Annotated in this window: 14 protein-coding genes; 11 read left to right on the top strand and 3 right to left on the bottom strand. The window is 58.9% G+C overall.

Translation table 11 applies throughout. The annotated features are described in order from the left end of the window. Positions 1 to 100: 100 nt before the first annotated feature. The 5 genes from FFS64_RS04200 (at position 101) to argE (ending at position 4,414) form a co-directional block, all read left to right on the top strand. The gene (locus tag FFS64_RS04200) at positions 101 to 598 is read left to right on the top strand and encodes a hypothetical protein (RefSeq protein ID WP_137804356.1); all 498 of its coding nucleotides are present in this window, start codon (positions 101 to 103) and stop codon (positions 596 to 598) included. Then, a complete protein-coding gene (locus FFS64_RS04195) occupies positions 595 to 2,004 on the top strand; it encodes a PAAR domain-containing protein (protein ID WP_137804355.1) in 1,410 nt (469 codons plus the stop codon). The genes FFS64_RS04200 and FFS64_RS04195 overlap by 4 nt, the downstream gene beginning before the upstream one ends. Continuing rightward, positions 2,004 to 2,396: a hypothetical protein gene (locus FFS64_RS04190; protein WP_256660403.1), complete on the top strand. Its 393-nt coding sequence runs from the start codon at positions 2,004 to 2,006 to the stop codon at positions 2,394 to 2,396. Before FFS64_RS04195 ends, FFS64_RS04190 begins: the two co-directional genes overlap by 1 nt. 181 nt (positions 2,397 to 2,577) lie before the next feature. Beyond that, entirely contained in the window at positions 2,578 to 3,255 is a 678-nt protein-coding gene (locus tag FFS64_RS04185; protein ID WP_137804354.1) for a DUF1028 domain-containing protein, read from the top strand. After that, positions 3,248 to 4,414, top strand: coding sequence for an acetylornithine deacetylase (gene argE / locus FFS64_RS04180; protein WP_137804353.1), 1,167 nt, complete (start codon positions 3,248 to 3,250; stop codon positions 4,412 to 4,414). The genes FFS64_RS04185 and argE overlap by 8 nt, the downstream gene beginning before the upstream one ends. Positions 4,415 to 4,498: 84 nt before the next feature. Here the strand turns inward: argE and FFS64_RS04175 are convergent, their stop codons facing one another. Beyond that, positions 4,499 to 5,428, bottom strand: coding sequence for a LysR family transcriptional regulator (locus tag FFS64_RS04175; protein ID WP_137804352.1), 930 nt, complete (start codon positions 5,426 to 5,428; stop codon positions 4,499 to 4,501). A 232-nt stretch (positions 5,429 to 5,660) separates the two neighbouring features. Between FFS64_RS04175 and FFS64_RS04170 the strand changes: the two genes are divergently transcribed. From FFS64_RS04170 to FFS64_RS04145, 6 genes are all read left to right on the top strand, one after another. Then, complete coding sequence (locus FFS64_RS04170) at positions 5,661 to 7,151, top strand: aldehyde dehydrogenase (RefSeq protein ID WP_137804351.1); 1,491 nt, start codon at positions 5,661 to 5,663, stop codon at positions 7,149 to 7,151. A 132-nt stretch (positions 7,152 to 7,283) separates the two neighbouring features. Next, positions 7,284 to 8,339 carry an ABC transporter substrate-binding protein gene (locus FFS64_RS04165; protein WP_137804350.1) on the top strand — a complete coding sequence of 352 codons (1,056 nt, stop codon included), beginning with the start codon at positions 7,284 to 7,286 and terminating at the stop codon, positions 8,337 to 8,339. A gap of 139 nt (positions 8,340 to 8,478) precedes the next feature. Then, positions 8,479 to 9,924 (top strand): APC family permease, encoded by a 1,446-nt coding sequence (locus FFS64_RS04160; protein ID WP_137804349.1) that lies wholly within the window; start codon positions 8,479 to 8,481, stop codon positions 9,922 to 9,924. Between the two features lie 28 nt (positions 9,925 to 9,952). Continuing rightward, positions 9,953 to 11,335: an aspartate aminotransferase family protein gene (locus FFS64_RS04155; RefSeq protein WP_137804348.1), complete on the top strand. Its 1,383-nt coding sequence runs from the start codon at positions 9,953 to 9,955 to the stop codon at positions 11,333 to 11,335. Positions 11,336 to 11,645: 310 nt separating this feature from the next. Beyond that, positions 11,646 to 12,911 carry an NAD(P)/FAD-dependent oxidoreductase gene (locus FFS64_RS04150; RefSeq protein ID WP_137804347.1) on the top strand — a complete coding sequence of 422 codons (1,266 nt, stop codon included), beginning with the start codon at positions 11,646 to 11,648 and terminating at the stop codon, positions 12,909 to 12,911. A gap of 37 nt (positions 12,912 to 12,948) precedes the next feature. Beyond that, on the top strand, positions 12,949 to 13,374 hold the full coding sequence (locus tag FFS64_RS04145) for a RidA family protein (RefSeq protein ID WP_095196683.1): 426 nt from the start codon (positions 12,949 to 12,951) through the stop codon (positions 13,372 to 13,374). A 77-nt stretch (positions 13,375 to 13,451) separates the two neighbouring features. Here the strand turns inward: FFS64_RS04145 and FFS64_RS04140 are convergent, their stop codons facing one another. Both FFS64_RS04140 and FFS64_RS04135 read right to left on the bottom strand, forming a co-directional pair. Then, positions 13,452 to 14,531: an endonuclease/exonuclease/phosphatase family protein gene (locus FFS64_RS04140; protein ID WP_137804346.1), complete on the bottom strand. Its 1,080-nt coding sequence runs from the start codon at positions 14,529 to 14,531 to the stop codon at positions 13,452 to 13,454. Positions 14,532 to 14,597: 66 nt separating this feature from the next. Further along, entirely contained in the window at positions 14,598 to 15,272 is a 675-nt protein-coding gene (locus FFS64_RS04135; RefSeq protein ID WP_137804345.1) for a YciC family protein, read from the bottom strand. Positions 15,273 to 15,436 lie beyond the last annotated feature (164 nt).

The following is a 15,436-nucleotide window of genomic DNA, read 5'->3' as shown; positions in this document are numbered from 1 at the left end:
CGTTTCATTCCTTGTCGCCCCGACATTCACCCGGCACACCGCGTTTGCCAAGGTGAAAGAAAAGGCTCAACTCAAAACCGACAAGGATAAGGATCTGCAAATGAATGCGCCTCTGCACACCTCGTACACCAACGAACTATCGCCCGAAGTTCTCAGCAGACTGGACATTTCGCCGTTCACCGAGGAGGAACTCGCGCAATTTAGCGAAGAAGCCCGGGCGGTCATTCTTCTGCAGCGTGCATACGTTGAAACGTATCGCCCTTGCGCCATCTATCGATTCGCAACCGAAGGTAGCCAGACCCGTGATGGCGGGGTGATCCAGCAGGGGACGTCGCCGATGGAAATGACTTTGGATTGCGGTCGGACGGTACGTGCGGCACAGAAAGGTGATCTCGTCACATATGCCGACGGCAGTACGGCTCAGATTGTAACCACTGCCGGGGAGGGGAACAGTTATTTGGCACTGGTTGGCAGCCGTCTCAGCAATGGCGACGAAATCATCAATACGCCGCAAGGCATTGGCTTGTTCGTCGTACGCGAAGGTGACTCGATGTCAGACGATTTTCTGTCCTCTACCGAGGGGGAAGAAATCTCATGACCAAAGGCTATTTCATTGGCAAGGATGACGAGACTGCCTGCGGTGGCAAAGTCCTGGATGGTGATATTCACGCCACAATGCATGGCGTCGCCCGTGCCCATGAGGGTGATCGAGTCACCTGTGGCAAGGATGGTAAGACTTACACGATCGTTGGTGGCATTCCGTACATGACCAGTAACGGTAAGGCCGTGGCTGGCACGTTGGATAGCCGTAGCGGTTGTCCCTGTAAAGCTGAACTGATTCCGTCGGTATTTTCGGCCGGTTACCATACTGAGATGTCTGCACCGCCAGTGGCAAGGCGAACCGCTCCACCGGCAGAGCCTGCGGTCAGCAGCCGCTCGGTGGCGCCGGGGCAATCCGGTTTCGTCCCGACTGGGCCAACGGCACCACCGGTGTTTGGCAGCGCCCTTGCTGAAGAACCCGGTTTCTATGTCGTACCAAAAAGCATGACCCGCGAAGCATTGGAAGCTTCACTGTTTGGCATGCCTGATCCGGCAATAATGCGTAAATTTCAGGCGCTGAATCCAGATCTCGGAGACGTCAAAGCGAGCTCGATGATCGTGCTGGGCGACCCGAACAACAGCTCCTGTACCTATCAGGAAGCGCAGCTGATGCAGGCCGCACAACACGTCAAAGCAGCTCTCGATCCCCTGACGCCGGACGAGGCGGACTTCATGTTCCGTCATGCGGCGGAAATTGCCAGCTTCACCGGGCAGACCTCAACCTGGCTCGGTGTCAGCGCGGCGATGATGGAGCAACATCTGAACCGAATGCGCGACACGCTGCTCGCCATGGAACGCCTGCATCAGGACAGCTATCGCCAGTACGGTCATCTCAGGTCACCCCAGTTCTTCCAGGATCGCAAGCACCTGCTGAGTCAGCTCGATGCCCATCTGCTGAACTCCACCCGCCTGCGCAGCCACACGAGCCTGGGCGATCACCCCAAACTTAAAACCGCTCTGGGCATTTCCAGCCGAAGCCTGGTGCATCGCTGGGACAAAGCCGGTGGGCCGGGGCAGATACCGGGTTATGCGACGCATGTGAATGCCACTAGTCGCGCGGCTAAATACATGCAGACCGGTGGTTACATCGGGATCGGGCTGGGTGCGGTTTCTTCGTTGCTGGCTATTCAGGAGGTTTGTAGCGGTGGGTCTGAAGCTGCTTGCGAGAAGGTCTGGTTTACCGAGGGTGGGAAGTTTATGGGGTCTACTGCTGGAGGCATAGCAGGTGCAGTGGTTGGCAAGGTTGTCAGCACAGAAGCCTGCGTGGCACTCAAGCGTACGCCAGTTGGCGGGGTTATCTGTGTTCTGATCGGGACAGGGGTTGGCGCATGGGGAGGTACTTCTGGTGGTGAAAAATTCGGTGAGCAAGTGGGTGAAATTTTGTACGAAGCGACACTGCCTTAATGAAAATGGTTGAATACTTTGGATCACAATGGCTTGCGCTTTTGTTCGTGAGCAGTCCAATCGTGCTGTGTTACCTGTTTGTTGCATTCAATCTGTACCTGAGTCGGCGCTATCTTGACGCGATGATGGAGGCCTTGCCTAACAGTCGATATCTCTACCTTTGGGGGCCGTACTGGCGGAATTCGGGATGGTCCGGTCGTTTCTGGCTGATGAGCAATATCACAGCGATGGTGACGTGGCCGTCGACATATATTCGTTGGGGGGATGTAGACCCTGTCGATCTCCAGAACTTCCCTGCACATCTCAAACGATTGGCAGTTATCGATTCAGTACTGCTGTTTTCAGGATCGATTTGGATGGCAGTTGCCTACGTGCTGTTGGAGCTTGCATGATTGTCTGGACAACCTGGCAGTGAATAAAAAAAACGGGCGCCATCAAGGCGCCCGTTTTGACTTACCCATCAGCGCACCCCAGTTTTTTCCTACCCCAAAGCCACAAAAAACCTGCTTTCTCCCTTTCCTGTGCATGAACAGAATACGAATCCGCATGCACAGGAAACCTAAGGAGTGAGCCATGACGTTCTCAATTATCGGGCGTTGCCCTGAAACCGGGCAGCTCGGTATTGCCATCAGTTCTTCAAGCATTGCGGTAGGCGCGCGTTGCCCTTGGGCGCGGGCGGGTGTCGGGGCTGTCTCTACGCAGAACATTACGTTGCCGGCGTTGGGGTCGCAGATACTGGATCTGCTGGAGCATCAGCATCTGGAGGCCGACGCGGCGCTGGACAAGGCGCTCAATTCCAACGGTTGGAGTCAGTACCGGCAGGTCACGGTGATCGATGCGTCAGGCCGGATTGCATGCTTCAGCGGCAAGGAGTCGTTGGGCGTGCATAACGCGGTGAAAGGCGAGCAGTGTGTCGCGGCGGGTAATCTGCTCAGCGATGTGCGGGTCATCGAAGCCATGGTCGCGGCGTTCGAAGCCGAGCCCGGTCAGTTGGCCGATCGTTTGCTGGCCGCCATGCAGGCGGCCATGGCTGCCGGTGGTGAGGCGGGACCGGTTCACTCCGCGGCGCTCAAAGTGGTGGGTGACTACACGTGGCCCATCATCGACTTGCGGGTCGATTGGGCGGAGGAAGATCCCATCGGACAGCTTGGCGGGCTCTGGCAGGCGTATCGACCGCAAATGCAGGACTACCTGACCCGCGCGCTCAACCCGACGGCTGCGCCGAGCTATGGAGTGCCTGGGGATGAGTAATGCCTCCAGCCGCGACCTTCTGGAACGTCTGGTGGGCTTCGCTACCGTGAGCCGGGATTCCAACCTCGAATTGATCCGCTTCATCGAGGCGTACCTGGCCGGGCATGACGTTCAGAGTGAACTCTTCTTCAACGACGAAGGCACCAAAGCGAATTTGTTCGCGACCATCGGCCCGCTCACGTCAGGCGGGGTAGTGCTCTCCGGTCACACCGATGTGGTGCCGGTTGAGGGGCAGGCCTGGACGGTTGATCCCTTTCAATTGACGGAAAAGGATGGGCGTCTCTACGGTCGCGGCACGGCAGACATGAAAGGGTTCATCGCCTCGGTGCTTGCGGCGGTGCCGGTCTTTGTTCGGCGACCGCTTCTAGCTCCAGTGCATCTGGCGTTTTCATACGATGAAGAAGTGGGATGCCTGGGGGTAAGGCCGATGCTTGCCGAGTTGCAGAAACGGCCGTACAAACCCAGGCTCTGTCTGATCGGCGAACCGACCGAACTCAAGCCGGTGCTAGGCCACAAAGGCAAGTTGGCGATGCGCTGCGAAGTGCGCGGTGCTGCTTGCCATTCCGCCTATGCGCCTTATGGCGTCAACGCGATCGAATACGCCGCGCAGCTGATTGGTCGGCTGGGCGCAATCGGGGCCGAGCTTGCGCATCCCGATCACCATGACGAGCGATTTGATCCGCCGTATTCAACGGTGCAAACGGGTGTCATCAAGGGGGGCAGGGCGCTGAATATTGTTCCGGCTGAATGTGAGTTCGATTTTGAAGTGAGGGCGCTGCCTGACTTCGATGCCCAGGACGTGGCCAGCCAGTTGCAGACTTACGCCGAGGAACAGTTGTTGCCCAAGATGCGGGCCGTGCAGGCGGACACCGACATCAAACTGCGGCCGCTGAGTGCCTATCCCGGTTTGGCGACTTCGCCCGAGAGTGAGGCGGCGCGCCTGCTGGCGATCCTGAGCCAGTCTTCAACCTTTGGCACAGTGGCCTTTGGGACCGAGGGCGGTTTGTTCGATCATGTCGGAATCCCCACCGTGGTCTGCGGCCCTGGCAGCATGGATCAAGGGCACAAGCCCGACGAGTTCATCGCGCTGGATCAGTTGAACGGTTGTGATGCGATGCTGATTCGATTGGCTGACTATCTGTGTGCAATCAGACTCTGACGCCGGAGTAATGCTCTTGTAGGAGCGAGCTTGCTCGCGATGGATTCAAGAGCACCGCGTTTAACCAATAAACACGCGTAATCGTTAACGTCCATCGCGAGCAAGCTCGCTCCTACAACTCAACTGCTCGCGGCAAAAGTCCACGAACAATTGCGCAGGCTTGGTCAGTTGATTGCGTTTCAAGCGTGCGCAAGCCAGTCCGGAGGTTGAGACCGGTTCCTTGATATCGACCGTCACCACCTTTTTCCCATCGTAAGTGCATTCCGAATGCGGGCGGGTCACGAGGATGGAAAAGCCGAATCCCTGACCGACCATGCCACGCACCATCTCGATCGAAGGCGAGCTGAATACGATGTTCGGCGTCAGTTCCAGTTCGTGGAACAGGCTGACAAAGTAGGTTCGGCTCGGCTGCACATCGAGAAGAATCATCGGCTCCCCGCACAGATCCCTCAGCGATACCTCCTTCTGATCAGCAAAACGATGCCCTTCAGGCAGCAGGACGTAGGGTTTTTGCGGTGGCATCAGTGGCGTGGTTTCTATGGTGCTGTCGAGCCCGTGATCGTAGAGGAAGGCGACGTCGAAAGTGCCTGCGGTCAAACCTTGGACCAGCTCCTGCTGCTCGCCGTCGCGTATGCGAATGTCCACGCCCGGATACAGCTTGCGAAAGTCTGCAATGAGCTGTGGCAAGTACAGCGGGGCAACTGTCTCGAAGCAACCGATGTCGATCTGTCCGGACACCGTATCGTTATCGGCCAACGCATTCTGTTCAAACTCCCTGGCCATGCGCAGCAGCTCTTGCGCCTTGTGATAGAAACGCGTGCCGGTGGGTGTCAGGGAAACGCCCTGGGCATGGTGGCGGATGAACAGCTGGACATTGAACGACTCCTCCAGGCTTTTGATCGCCGTTGAAACCGATGGCTGCGCGATATAGAGCTGTCTTGAAGCCTGCGCCACGCTGCCGGCTTCTACCGTGGTGACGAAGTACTTGAGTTGTCGCAAGGTATAGGAAGCCACACGCACCTCTTTTTGCTCTGCTTGCGGTGAGAGCCGGGATGGCTCCTGTCGCACGAATGCTTGACTGAACCTTACCCTATGACGGTTCCGGGCTGGTCCCGCGCTTGCCCAGTTTTTTCTTATACCCGGAGCATATTTTTAATAATTTTCCTCTGGGCACGGTTGACGCACTATCTCTCCAACCACTGATAACTACCCCGACCACCTCAGGCGGTCGTAAAGGGAGCGTAGCGTGTTCGACCTCGACTATTGGCAGCAAAGAGCTGCCCGGCAAACCTTCTCAGACAAAGCCTTGATCGATGGCCGGCAGGTATCTGCCTCTTCAGGCGCAACATTCGACGCCATCAACCCTGCGACCAACCAGTTGCTGGCCCGTGTCGCTGCCTGTGGCGAAGTGGAAGTGGAGCTGGCGGTTCGCAGTGCGCGCCGGGCCTTCAACGAAGGGCCTTGGGCACGCATGGCGCCGGTCGAGCGCAAGCGGGTGATGCTGCGTCTGTCTGAACTTGTTCTTGCGCACCGTGAAGAACTGGCGCTGCTGGATTCGCTCAACATGGGCAAACCGGTGATGGATGCCTACAACATCGATGTCCCGGGCGCCGCCCATGTATTGGCCTGGTATGGCGAATCGCTGGACAAGTTGTACGACCAGGTCGCGCCCACCGCGTCATCGGCGCTGGCGACCATCACCCGTGAAGCACTGGGTGTTGTCGCGGCTGTCGTACCGTGGAATTTCCCGCTCGACATGGCGGCCTGGAAGCTGGCGCCGGCCTTGGCTGCCGGCAATAGCGTGGTACTCAAGCCCGCCGAGCAATCACCGTTCTCGGCATTGCGTCTGGCGGAGTTGGCCCTGGAAGCCGGTTTGCCGCCAGGCGTGCTGAATGTGCTGCCCGGGCTGGGTGAGTCCGCCGGCAAGGCGCTGGGCCTGCACCCTGATGTCGATTGCCTGGTGTTTACCGGTTCGACCCAGGTGGGCAAATACTTCATGCAGTACTCGGCGCAATCGAACCTCAAGCAGGTCTGGCTTGAGTGTGGCGGCAAGAGCCCGAGCCTGGTGTTCGACGACTGCCAGGATCTGGACCTGGCGGCAGAGAAAGCCGCATTCGGCATCTTCTTCAATCAGGGGGAGGTCTGCTCGGCCAACTCTCGCCTCTATGTGCAGCGTTCGATCAAGGATGAGTTTATCGAGCGGCTTCTGGAAAAAGCCAAAGCGTGGATGCCTGGCGATCCACTGGACCCTGCGAGCCCGGCGGGCGCCATCGTTGATGCGGGACAGACCTCGCGTGTGATGAGCTTTATCGAGCGCGCCAGGGAAGACGGGGCAAGGCTGCTGACTGGCGGTCGTCGCTTGAGCTTCAATGGTTCCGACAATTTCATCGAACCGACGATTTTTGCCGACGTCGCCCATGAATCGCACCTTTCCCGTGAAGAGGTGTTCGGGCCGGTGCTGGCGATTTCCACCTTCGACACCGAAGAGCAAGCGGTGCAACTGGCCAACGACAGCATTTATGGGCTGGCGGCCTCTGTGTGGAGTGATGACCTGAATCGCGCGCATCGCGTCGCTCGCGCTCTGAAGGCCGGCACAGTGTCGGTCAATACCGTGGATGCCCTGGATGTGACCGTGCCGTTCGGGGGGGGCAAGCAATCGGGTTTTGGCCGGGACCTGTCGCTGCACTCGTTCGATAAATATACCCAGCTGAAAACAACCTGGTTTCAACTGCGTTGAGCTGACTTGGTAGTTTGATTACGAATTAACAATAAAAAGATGTCCTCGCGCGGCTGGTCATGCGCGTGTTTACGGCCGCGTGGTCGTGACTGCCTCAGTAACTAATCACAATTAAAAAGTGAGGGAGCTTCTATGTTCAGATATTCGTCTTCGAGCGTTACAGCGGTCGCGGGTTTAACCGCGCTACTTACATTCACCGTGCCACTCGCCGCACATTCGGAAAGTCTTACGGTTATTTCGTTTGGTGGCGCGACAAAGGCCGCGCAAGAGGGTGCTTACTTCAAACCCTTTGAAAAAAGCGGTGCTGGCAAAGTTGTAGTCGGCGAGTACAGCGGCGAACTTTCCAAAGTGAAGGCCATGGTGGATGTGGGCCAGGTCAGTTGGGACGTTGTCGAAGTTGAAAGCCCTGAGTTGTTGCGCGGTTGCGAAGAGGGTTTGTTCGAGCGGCTGGACCCGGGACTGATCGGCGAAGCGGGCAACTACTTGCCTGGCGCGGTCAGCGAGTGCGGTGTGGCCAGTTACGTCTGGTCGATGGTGCTCGCCTACAACTCAGGCAAGGTTGCCGCGACGCCAACCTCCTGGGCAGACATGTGGAATCTGCAGCAGTTTCCAGGCAAGCGCGGTCTGCGCAAGGGCGCCAAATACACACTGGAGGTTGCGCTGCTCGCCGATGGCGTCAAACAAGCTGACCTCTACAGAGTGCTGGGGACCAAGGAAGGGGTGGATCGGGCGTTTCACAAGCTTGACCAGATCAAACCTTCGATTCAGTGGTGGGAAGCCGGTGCCCAACCCCCTCAATGGCTAACGGCGGGCGACGTCGTCATGTCGGCCGCCTACAACGGCCGTATCGCAGTCGCACAAAAGGAAGGCTCGAAACTCGCCATTTCATGGAACGGCCACCTTTACGATCCTGATCACTGGGCCATCGTTCGCGGCAGCCCGAACAAGGCGCTTGCCGAGCGTTTCATCGTGTTCGCCAGCCAGGCGAGCGGCCAGAAGTCCTTCTCCACGCAGATTCCCTACGGCCCGATCCGCAAGGACGTGCTGGCGCAGTTGCCGGCCGACACGCTGTCCCAGCTGCCCACGGCCCAGGCCAATCTGGCTGAGGGGCAACTGGTAGATGCCACCTTCTGGGTCGATCACGGCGAAGAGCTGGAGGAACGCTTCAACGCCTGGGCGGCCCGCTAAGCCGTTCGGGTCGCCCATCGCGATTCCAGGACGAGACGCGATGGGCGAAACGTGAGGCTGCCGGGAAACCGGGGCCTCGCTCATTCATCCCTGCCTCCCGCGTGGAGGCGATCAACAACAAAAACACGGGGAGATTGTCATGAGTTCAAACACATCCGCCGCCATCCTTGGCAATTCTGGCGGATTGCGTCGTGTCCTAGGGCTGGGCTCCTTACTGGCTGTTGCGATAGGCGTCGTGGTGTCCCAGGGCGTCATGGTGCTGATGCTGCAAGGTGCGGGCATCGCCGGTTTCGGTTTCATCATTCCGCTGGCCATCGCCTATGTGCTTGCACTGACCTATGCCTGGTCGTTTTCCGAGCTGGCCTTGATGATTCCCAGGGCGGGCAGCCTCAGCAGTTACACGGAAGTGGCGATCGGGCATTTTCCGGCGATCCTGGCGACTTTTTCGGGCTACATGGTGGTTGCCATGTTTGCGCTCTCCGCCGAACTGCTCCTGCTGGACCTGGTGATCAGCAAGGTTTACCCGGGTGTCCTTCCGCACATGCTGGTGGCCTATGGCGTGCTGGGGCTGTTCACTGTGCTGAACCTGTTCGGCATCGATGTGTTCGCCAAGCTACAGAACGTCCTGGCGCTGGTCATGGTCGTGGTCCTCGTCGCCATGGGCCTTGCTTCGCTGAGCAACGGCCAGGCCGATTTCCAGCTGCCGCTCGATCAGGGCTGGAACCCGTTGGAGTTCGGCGCCATCACCCTGGCTGCCATGGCCGTCTGGGGATTTGTCGGGGCTGAGTTCGTCTGCCCGCTGGTGGAAGAGACGCGCAACCCCGAGCGCAACATTCCACGCGCCATGACCATCGGTTTGACCGTGATCTTCGGCGTGATCGCTTTGTATTGCCTGGGCGCATTGCTCTGTATCCCGCGTGAGCAACTGGCCAGCGATGCACTGCCGCACTATCTGGTCGCGACCACCGTTTTCGGTGAGGCAGGCAAGCTGTTTCTGGTCATCGCGGCCATCACCGCGACTTGCAGTACGGTGAATTCGTCCCTGGCCGCCTTGCCGCGCATGCTGTACGGCATGGCGCAAAACGGCCAGGCCTTCCCGCAATTCAAGCAACTCACGAAGCGCGGCCGCACACCTTGGGTGGCGGTGCTATTCGTCGCGGCGATCACCGGCCTGCCGATCCTGATCCTGGGTCACGACTCTGCGGCGATCAGCCTGCTGCTGTTGGCCGCCGCCCTTGCCTGGCTGCTGGCCTACATCATCGTTCACATCGATGTGATCGCCTTGCGCCGGCGCTATCCCCATCTGGCACGTCCATTCCGTTCACCGTTTTATCCGTGGCCACAGGTCATCGGCATCGCCGGCATGCTGTTCGCCATCTATCACGTCTCTCCGGCACCGGAGATGACCGCGCGAATCTTTGGCTGCGCCGGTGTGGTGCTGGGGGTGATATCGGTGATTGCCGTGCTGTGGGTCAAATTCGTGATGCGCAAGCCGCTGTTTACCCCAGAACCCCTCATTCAACACTCATCGCAGGGCAACGATGCGCCTGGTGTGGCACCGCTCACCACGGTGTCCGGGAACTGAACCTTTATTCAATTCAGGAGAACAAGAGATGACAACAGACTACAAACCCCAGCGTGAAACCAGGGACTATCAAGCGAGCGACGCCGCACACCACATTCACGCATTCCTTGATCAGAAAGCGCTGAATGCCGAAGGCCCTCGCGTCATCGTCGGTGGTGAGCGTCTGCATCTGTGGGACAACGACGGCAATCGCTACCTCGATGGCATGTCGGGCTTGTGGTGCACCAACCTCGGTTATGGACGCAAGGATCTGGCCGCCGCGGCGACTCGTCAGCTGGAGCAGTTGCCGTACTACAACATGTTCTTCCACACCACTCACCCTGCGGTGGTCGAGTTGTCGGAGATGCTGTTCAGCCTGCTGCCCAAGCACTACAGCCACGCGATCTACACCAACTCCGGTTCCGAAGCCAACGAAGTGCTGATTCGTACGGTGCGCCGTTACTGGCAAATTCTCGGCAAGCCGCAGAAGAAGGTCATGATCGGTCGCTGGAACGGTTATCACGGCTCCACGCTGGGTGCCAGCGCGCTGGGCGGCATGAAGTTCATGCACGAAATGGGCGGTGTGATTCCCGATGTCGCGCACATCGATGAACCCTACTGGTTCGCCCATGAGGGTGATCTGACCCCGGCGGAGTTCGGCCTGCGTGCAGCCCGGCAACTGGAAACGAAGATTCTCGAACTGGGCGCCGAGAACGTCGCCGCCTTTATCGCCGAACCCTTCCAGGGCGCTGGCGGCATGATTTTCCCGCCAGAAAGCTACTGGCCGGAAATCCAGCGCATCTGCCGCCAGTACGACGTTCTGCTGTGTGCTGACGAGGTGATCGGTGGCTTCGGGCGTACCGGTGAGTGGTTTGCCCACCAACACTTCGATTTCGAGCCGGACACCCTGTCCATCGCCAAGGGCCTGACCTCGGGCTACATCCCCATGGGCGGCCTGATTCTGAGCCGGCGCATGGCCGAAGTGCTGGTGGAGCAGGGCGGTGTGTTTGCCCACGGTCTGACTTACTCCGGTCACCCGGTGGCGGCCGCAGTGGCTATCGCCAACCTCACGGCATTGCGCGATGAGGGGGTTGTCACCCAGGTGAAGAACGACACCGGCCCGTACTTGCAGCAGTGCCTGCGCGAAGTATTCGGCAACCACCCGTTGGTGGGGGAGATCCAGGGTGTCGGATTGGTGGCGGCGTTGCAGTTTGCGCAAGACAAGGCGACGCGCAAGCGCTTTGCCAACGAAGGTGACATCGCCTGGCGCTGCCGCACGATCGGTTTTGAAGAGGGCGTGATCGTCCGTTCGACGCTGGGCCGCATGATCATGGCGCCGGCACTGATCGCGACGCGCAGTGAAATTGACGAACTTATCGCCAAGACCAAGATTGCTGTTGATCGAACCGCTCAAGAAATCGGCGTGCTTTAAACAAATAACTGTGGGAGCGAGCCTGCTCGCGAATGCGGTTGATCATTCAACATTGATGTCGACTGATGCACCGCATTCGCGAGCAGGCTCGCTCCCACAGGTTTGCGTTAATAACTATTAAATAGAACAAATAAAGAGCTGGGTCGTTAGTTAGTTTTTTGCTGGGCAACAACGACAAAAATCATATTTTCGCTATTTGCATTAACCGAACACAATAAAAGTACGCCGCAAGAGCGGAACTCAATCAATAAAAAACGGCTGATCTGTCGCGACTTGGCGCGCCATAGTCGCCTCACTGAAGGGCACAGGCATGACTGTTAATAAAATCGAAGTAGATACGCTTGTTGTCGGGGCCGGCCAGGCTGGCGTCGCCATGAGTGAGCACTTGAGCAAGCTCGGTGTTCCGCACCTCGTTCTGGAGCGTAATCGCATTGCTGAGGCGTGGCGCACCGGGCGTTGGGATTCGCTGGTTGCCAACGGTCCTGTCTGGCATGACCGCTTCCCCGGGTTGGCGTTCGAAGACCTTGAGCCCGATGCCTTTGCTTCAAAAGATCGCGTTGCCGCCTATTTCGAAGCTTATGCCGAGAAGTTCGAAGCGCCGATCCGTACCGGTGTCGAAGTCAAAAAAGTGGTGCGCAACGCCGATCGCCCCGGCTTCACCATCGAAACGTCCGAAGGCGTGATCGAGGCTAATCGCGTGGTGGCGGCGACCGGCCCTTTCCAGCGCCCGGTCATTCCGCCGATTGCCCCGAAAGACGAGCGGATCACGCAAATTCATTCGGCCCAGTATTTCAATCCGCAGCAACTGCCCGAGGGCGGGGTTCTGGTGGTGGGAGCAGGCTCTTCCGGCGTACAGATCGCTGATGAGCTACAGCGTGCCGGTAAACAGGTCTACCTGTCCGTCGGCCAGCATGACCGTCCGCCTCGCGCCTATCGCAACCGTGACTTCTGCTGGTGGCTGGGGGTTCTGGGGCTCTGGGATGCCGAAGTCATGCAGCCAGGTCGCGAGCACGTGACCATCGCGGTCAGCGGTGCCCGTGGCGGCAATACCGTCGATTTCCGCGAGCTGGCCAGGCAAGGCGTCACGCTGGTGGGGCTGACGCAATCCTTCAACGACGGCGTGGTGACGTTCCAGCAGGATCTGGCGCGAAACGTCGCTGCCGGAGACGAGAACTACCTGTCGCTGCTTGATGCGGCGGATGCCTACGTAGCGCGCAATGGCCTTGACCTGCCGGAAGAACCCGAAGCCCGCTTCATGCTGCCCGACCCGGATTGCATCACCCACCCGATCCTTGAGCTGGATTTGGCCGAGGCGGGAGTCACCTCGATCATTTGGGCCACCGGCTACGCGGTCGATTACAGCTGGCTGCAGGTCGACGCGTTCGACGATAAGGGTAAGCCACGTCATCAGCGCGGTGTTTCGAGTGAGCCAGGTGTTTATTTCGTGGGTCTGCCGTGGCTGTCCCGTCGCGGCTCGAGCTTTATCTGGGGCGTTTGGCACGACGCCAAACATGTCGCTGGCCACATTGCGACCCAGCGCCAGTACCTGGAATACCGGGATCCGTCGCAGCGTTAAGAATCGATCATCAATCAAGCTTCAGGGGAGCCAGCAGATGCCTACTCACACTCGAATTCGCATGTTCAATACCAAAGACACCTATCCCAACCAGTCTCTGGACAATGATCTTTGCCAAGCCGTACGGGCGGGCAACACGGTGTATGTCAGGGGCCAGATCGGTACGGATTTCGAAGGCAACCTGGTGGGGCTTGGCGATCCGGGTGCCCAGGCCGAACAGGCGATGAAGAACGTCAAGCAACTGCTGGAAGAGGCTGGCAGCGATCTTTCCCATATCGTCAAAACCACGACCTACATCATTGACCCACGTTACCGTGAGCCGGTTTATCAAGTCGTGGGCAAGTGGCTGAAAGGTGTTTTCCCGATCTCGACGGGTCTGGTGATTTCCGGGCTTGGGCAACCTCAGTGGTTGATGGAAATCGACGTGATTGCTGTCATCCCGGATGACTGGCAGGCGAACTAAGTATTGAGCCCGACGCGATCCCTGTGGGAGCGAGCAAGCTCGCTCCCACAGGTTGTGCATTTGCCTGGAGAGCGGCGTTATGGCGCAGCGGGGAGCAGGAACCGCGCAATCACCGGCAAATGATCGGAAATACGCAACGTATCGTCCTGCCTGACCATCGCTTCCACCCGTTTGATGCGGGGGCTGTAAAAAAGGTAATCGACGGTACGATCCGGGCCGTTCAGGCCCGGGTCGTTGGGGTAGTGGGTCAGCCAGCGGGCGCGGTCGATGCCGCTGGCTTCATTGTTGGTGGGGATCATCGGGTATTTGTCCCACAGGGCGTGCAAGGCGCTGTCGGCGGTGTAGGGCGTGCGTTGCTCACTGGGCAGGCGCTGGTATTGCCCTAGCGGCAACAGATTGAAATCGCCGCCGATCAGCCAGGGCGTACCGCGGCTTTCGAACTTGTCGAGGACTTTGGCCACGGCGGAAATCTGCGTTTGCAGTGCCTCGTCCGGTTGCGTCACGCGGTCCAGGTGGGTGTTGAGCACGGCCAGCTGGCCGCCGTCGCTCAACGGCAGGTAGGCGACCAGCAGGGCGTTTTTCGGTTGAAACTGGCGGTTGATCAGATTGGTCGGGGCGACCGGCAATTGCAGGCGCTGGGCATGATCGATCTGATAACGGCTCAAGGTCGCCAGTTGCCGGCCGACGCTGCCGAAGATATGCGGATCGGGGACGAAGTCAGCCTTCCAGTCGAAGGCATGGACGCTGCAGGGATACAGATCGGCGACCCGTTCCAGCAGCAGTTTGAGCTGGTTCTGGTATTCGCTGGCCTTGGCGCCGTCATCGAGTTCCTGCAACAGCACCACGTCCGGTTGTTCGTCGCGAATCACCCGTGCCACTTCATCGAGGCTGAAGGCCATGTCTTCGGGGGTAGGGGCGTCGTCGGTGCCGGCTGCCAGGTCATTCCAGAATACGTAACGCTTGCCCGCCAGGTACTGGACGTTCCAGGTCATCACCTTCAGCACCTGGCCGGGCGCCAGGGAGGGTGCCCGGGTACTGCAACTGACCGGCAGCACTTCCCTGGCTTCGGGGCGCCAGGTCAGGCTGTAGATCATCACGCCGGCCAGACCGATGACAATCAGCAATCCCAGCAAGGTGTAGCGCAGTAGTCGGGTCATGGCTCGGCTTTTAGCGTTACGGAAATTGACCCCGAGCATACCCGACTGACGGTCGGTCGCCCAAGGTCAGAGTGGCCCGTCGATTTTTTCCGGCACTTCGCTGATCAGCATGAACAGACGGAAGATGACCACGCTGGTGAACAGTTGCAGGAAGCTGTGGGTGCTGTCGATCAGCAGCGAGATCACCGGGTTCTGCGGCTCGGGATATGCCGCCAGCGTCGCGCCCTTGAGCAGCCACAACGGCGCCATCACGCACAGAATGCACACCAGAATGCGCATGAAATGGCCGCGGGTCAGGCGCAGGCTTTCCTTCATCGCCGCCAGCGGCGCCAAGCCACGCAACACCAGCAGGTACTCGCCGAACGCCAGGGTCACCATCAGCCAGATGCCCGGCAGGAAGTACAGTGACAGACCCAGAAGAATCAGTAGGGTGTTGAGGGCGGTCAGCAGGGCGAATCGTGGCCACAGGTAGGCGGATCGCGACAGCAGCTCGCGGTTGCTTGGCGATTCGCCACGGCTGCGGGCATCGAGAAACAGGATCAGCGCGGCGGTGTACAGCGGATAAACCAGCAGGCCGACCATCACACTGATGCCGGGGAAACTGTCCGGCTCGGTGGAGCGGTCGACCACTTGTTGCAACAGGGCCTCGACGATCACCAGCGGCAGACACAGCCGCACGATCTGGCCCAGATTGCGCTTGAAGAAATACAGGGAGTCACGCAGTACATCGAACGGATTCATCAGTCGGGATCGCAGGTTGAAAGCAGTGGCTCACTTTAACCGATGAAGTGGAGGAGGGCGCAAACGTAAACGTTCGGTAAAGGTCATTGAAACAACTTGTTTCAGCCTCCATTAAGGTCGAGCACCTTATCCTGAGAGGGAAGGGGCAACGATTTCCCCGGCAA

This window comes from Pseudomonas sp. G(2018) (assembly GCF_005502415.1).
In the GTDB taxonomy this organism is placed as follows: domain Bacteria; phylum Pseudomonadota; class Gammaproteobacteria; order Pseudomonadales; family Pseudomonadaceae; genus Aquipseudomonas.
Note: the sequence above shows the minus strand (reverse complement) of the source record. Positions and strands in the feature narration are given on the sequence as shown.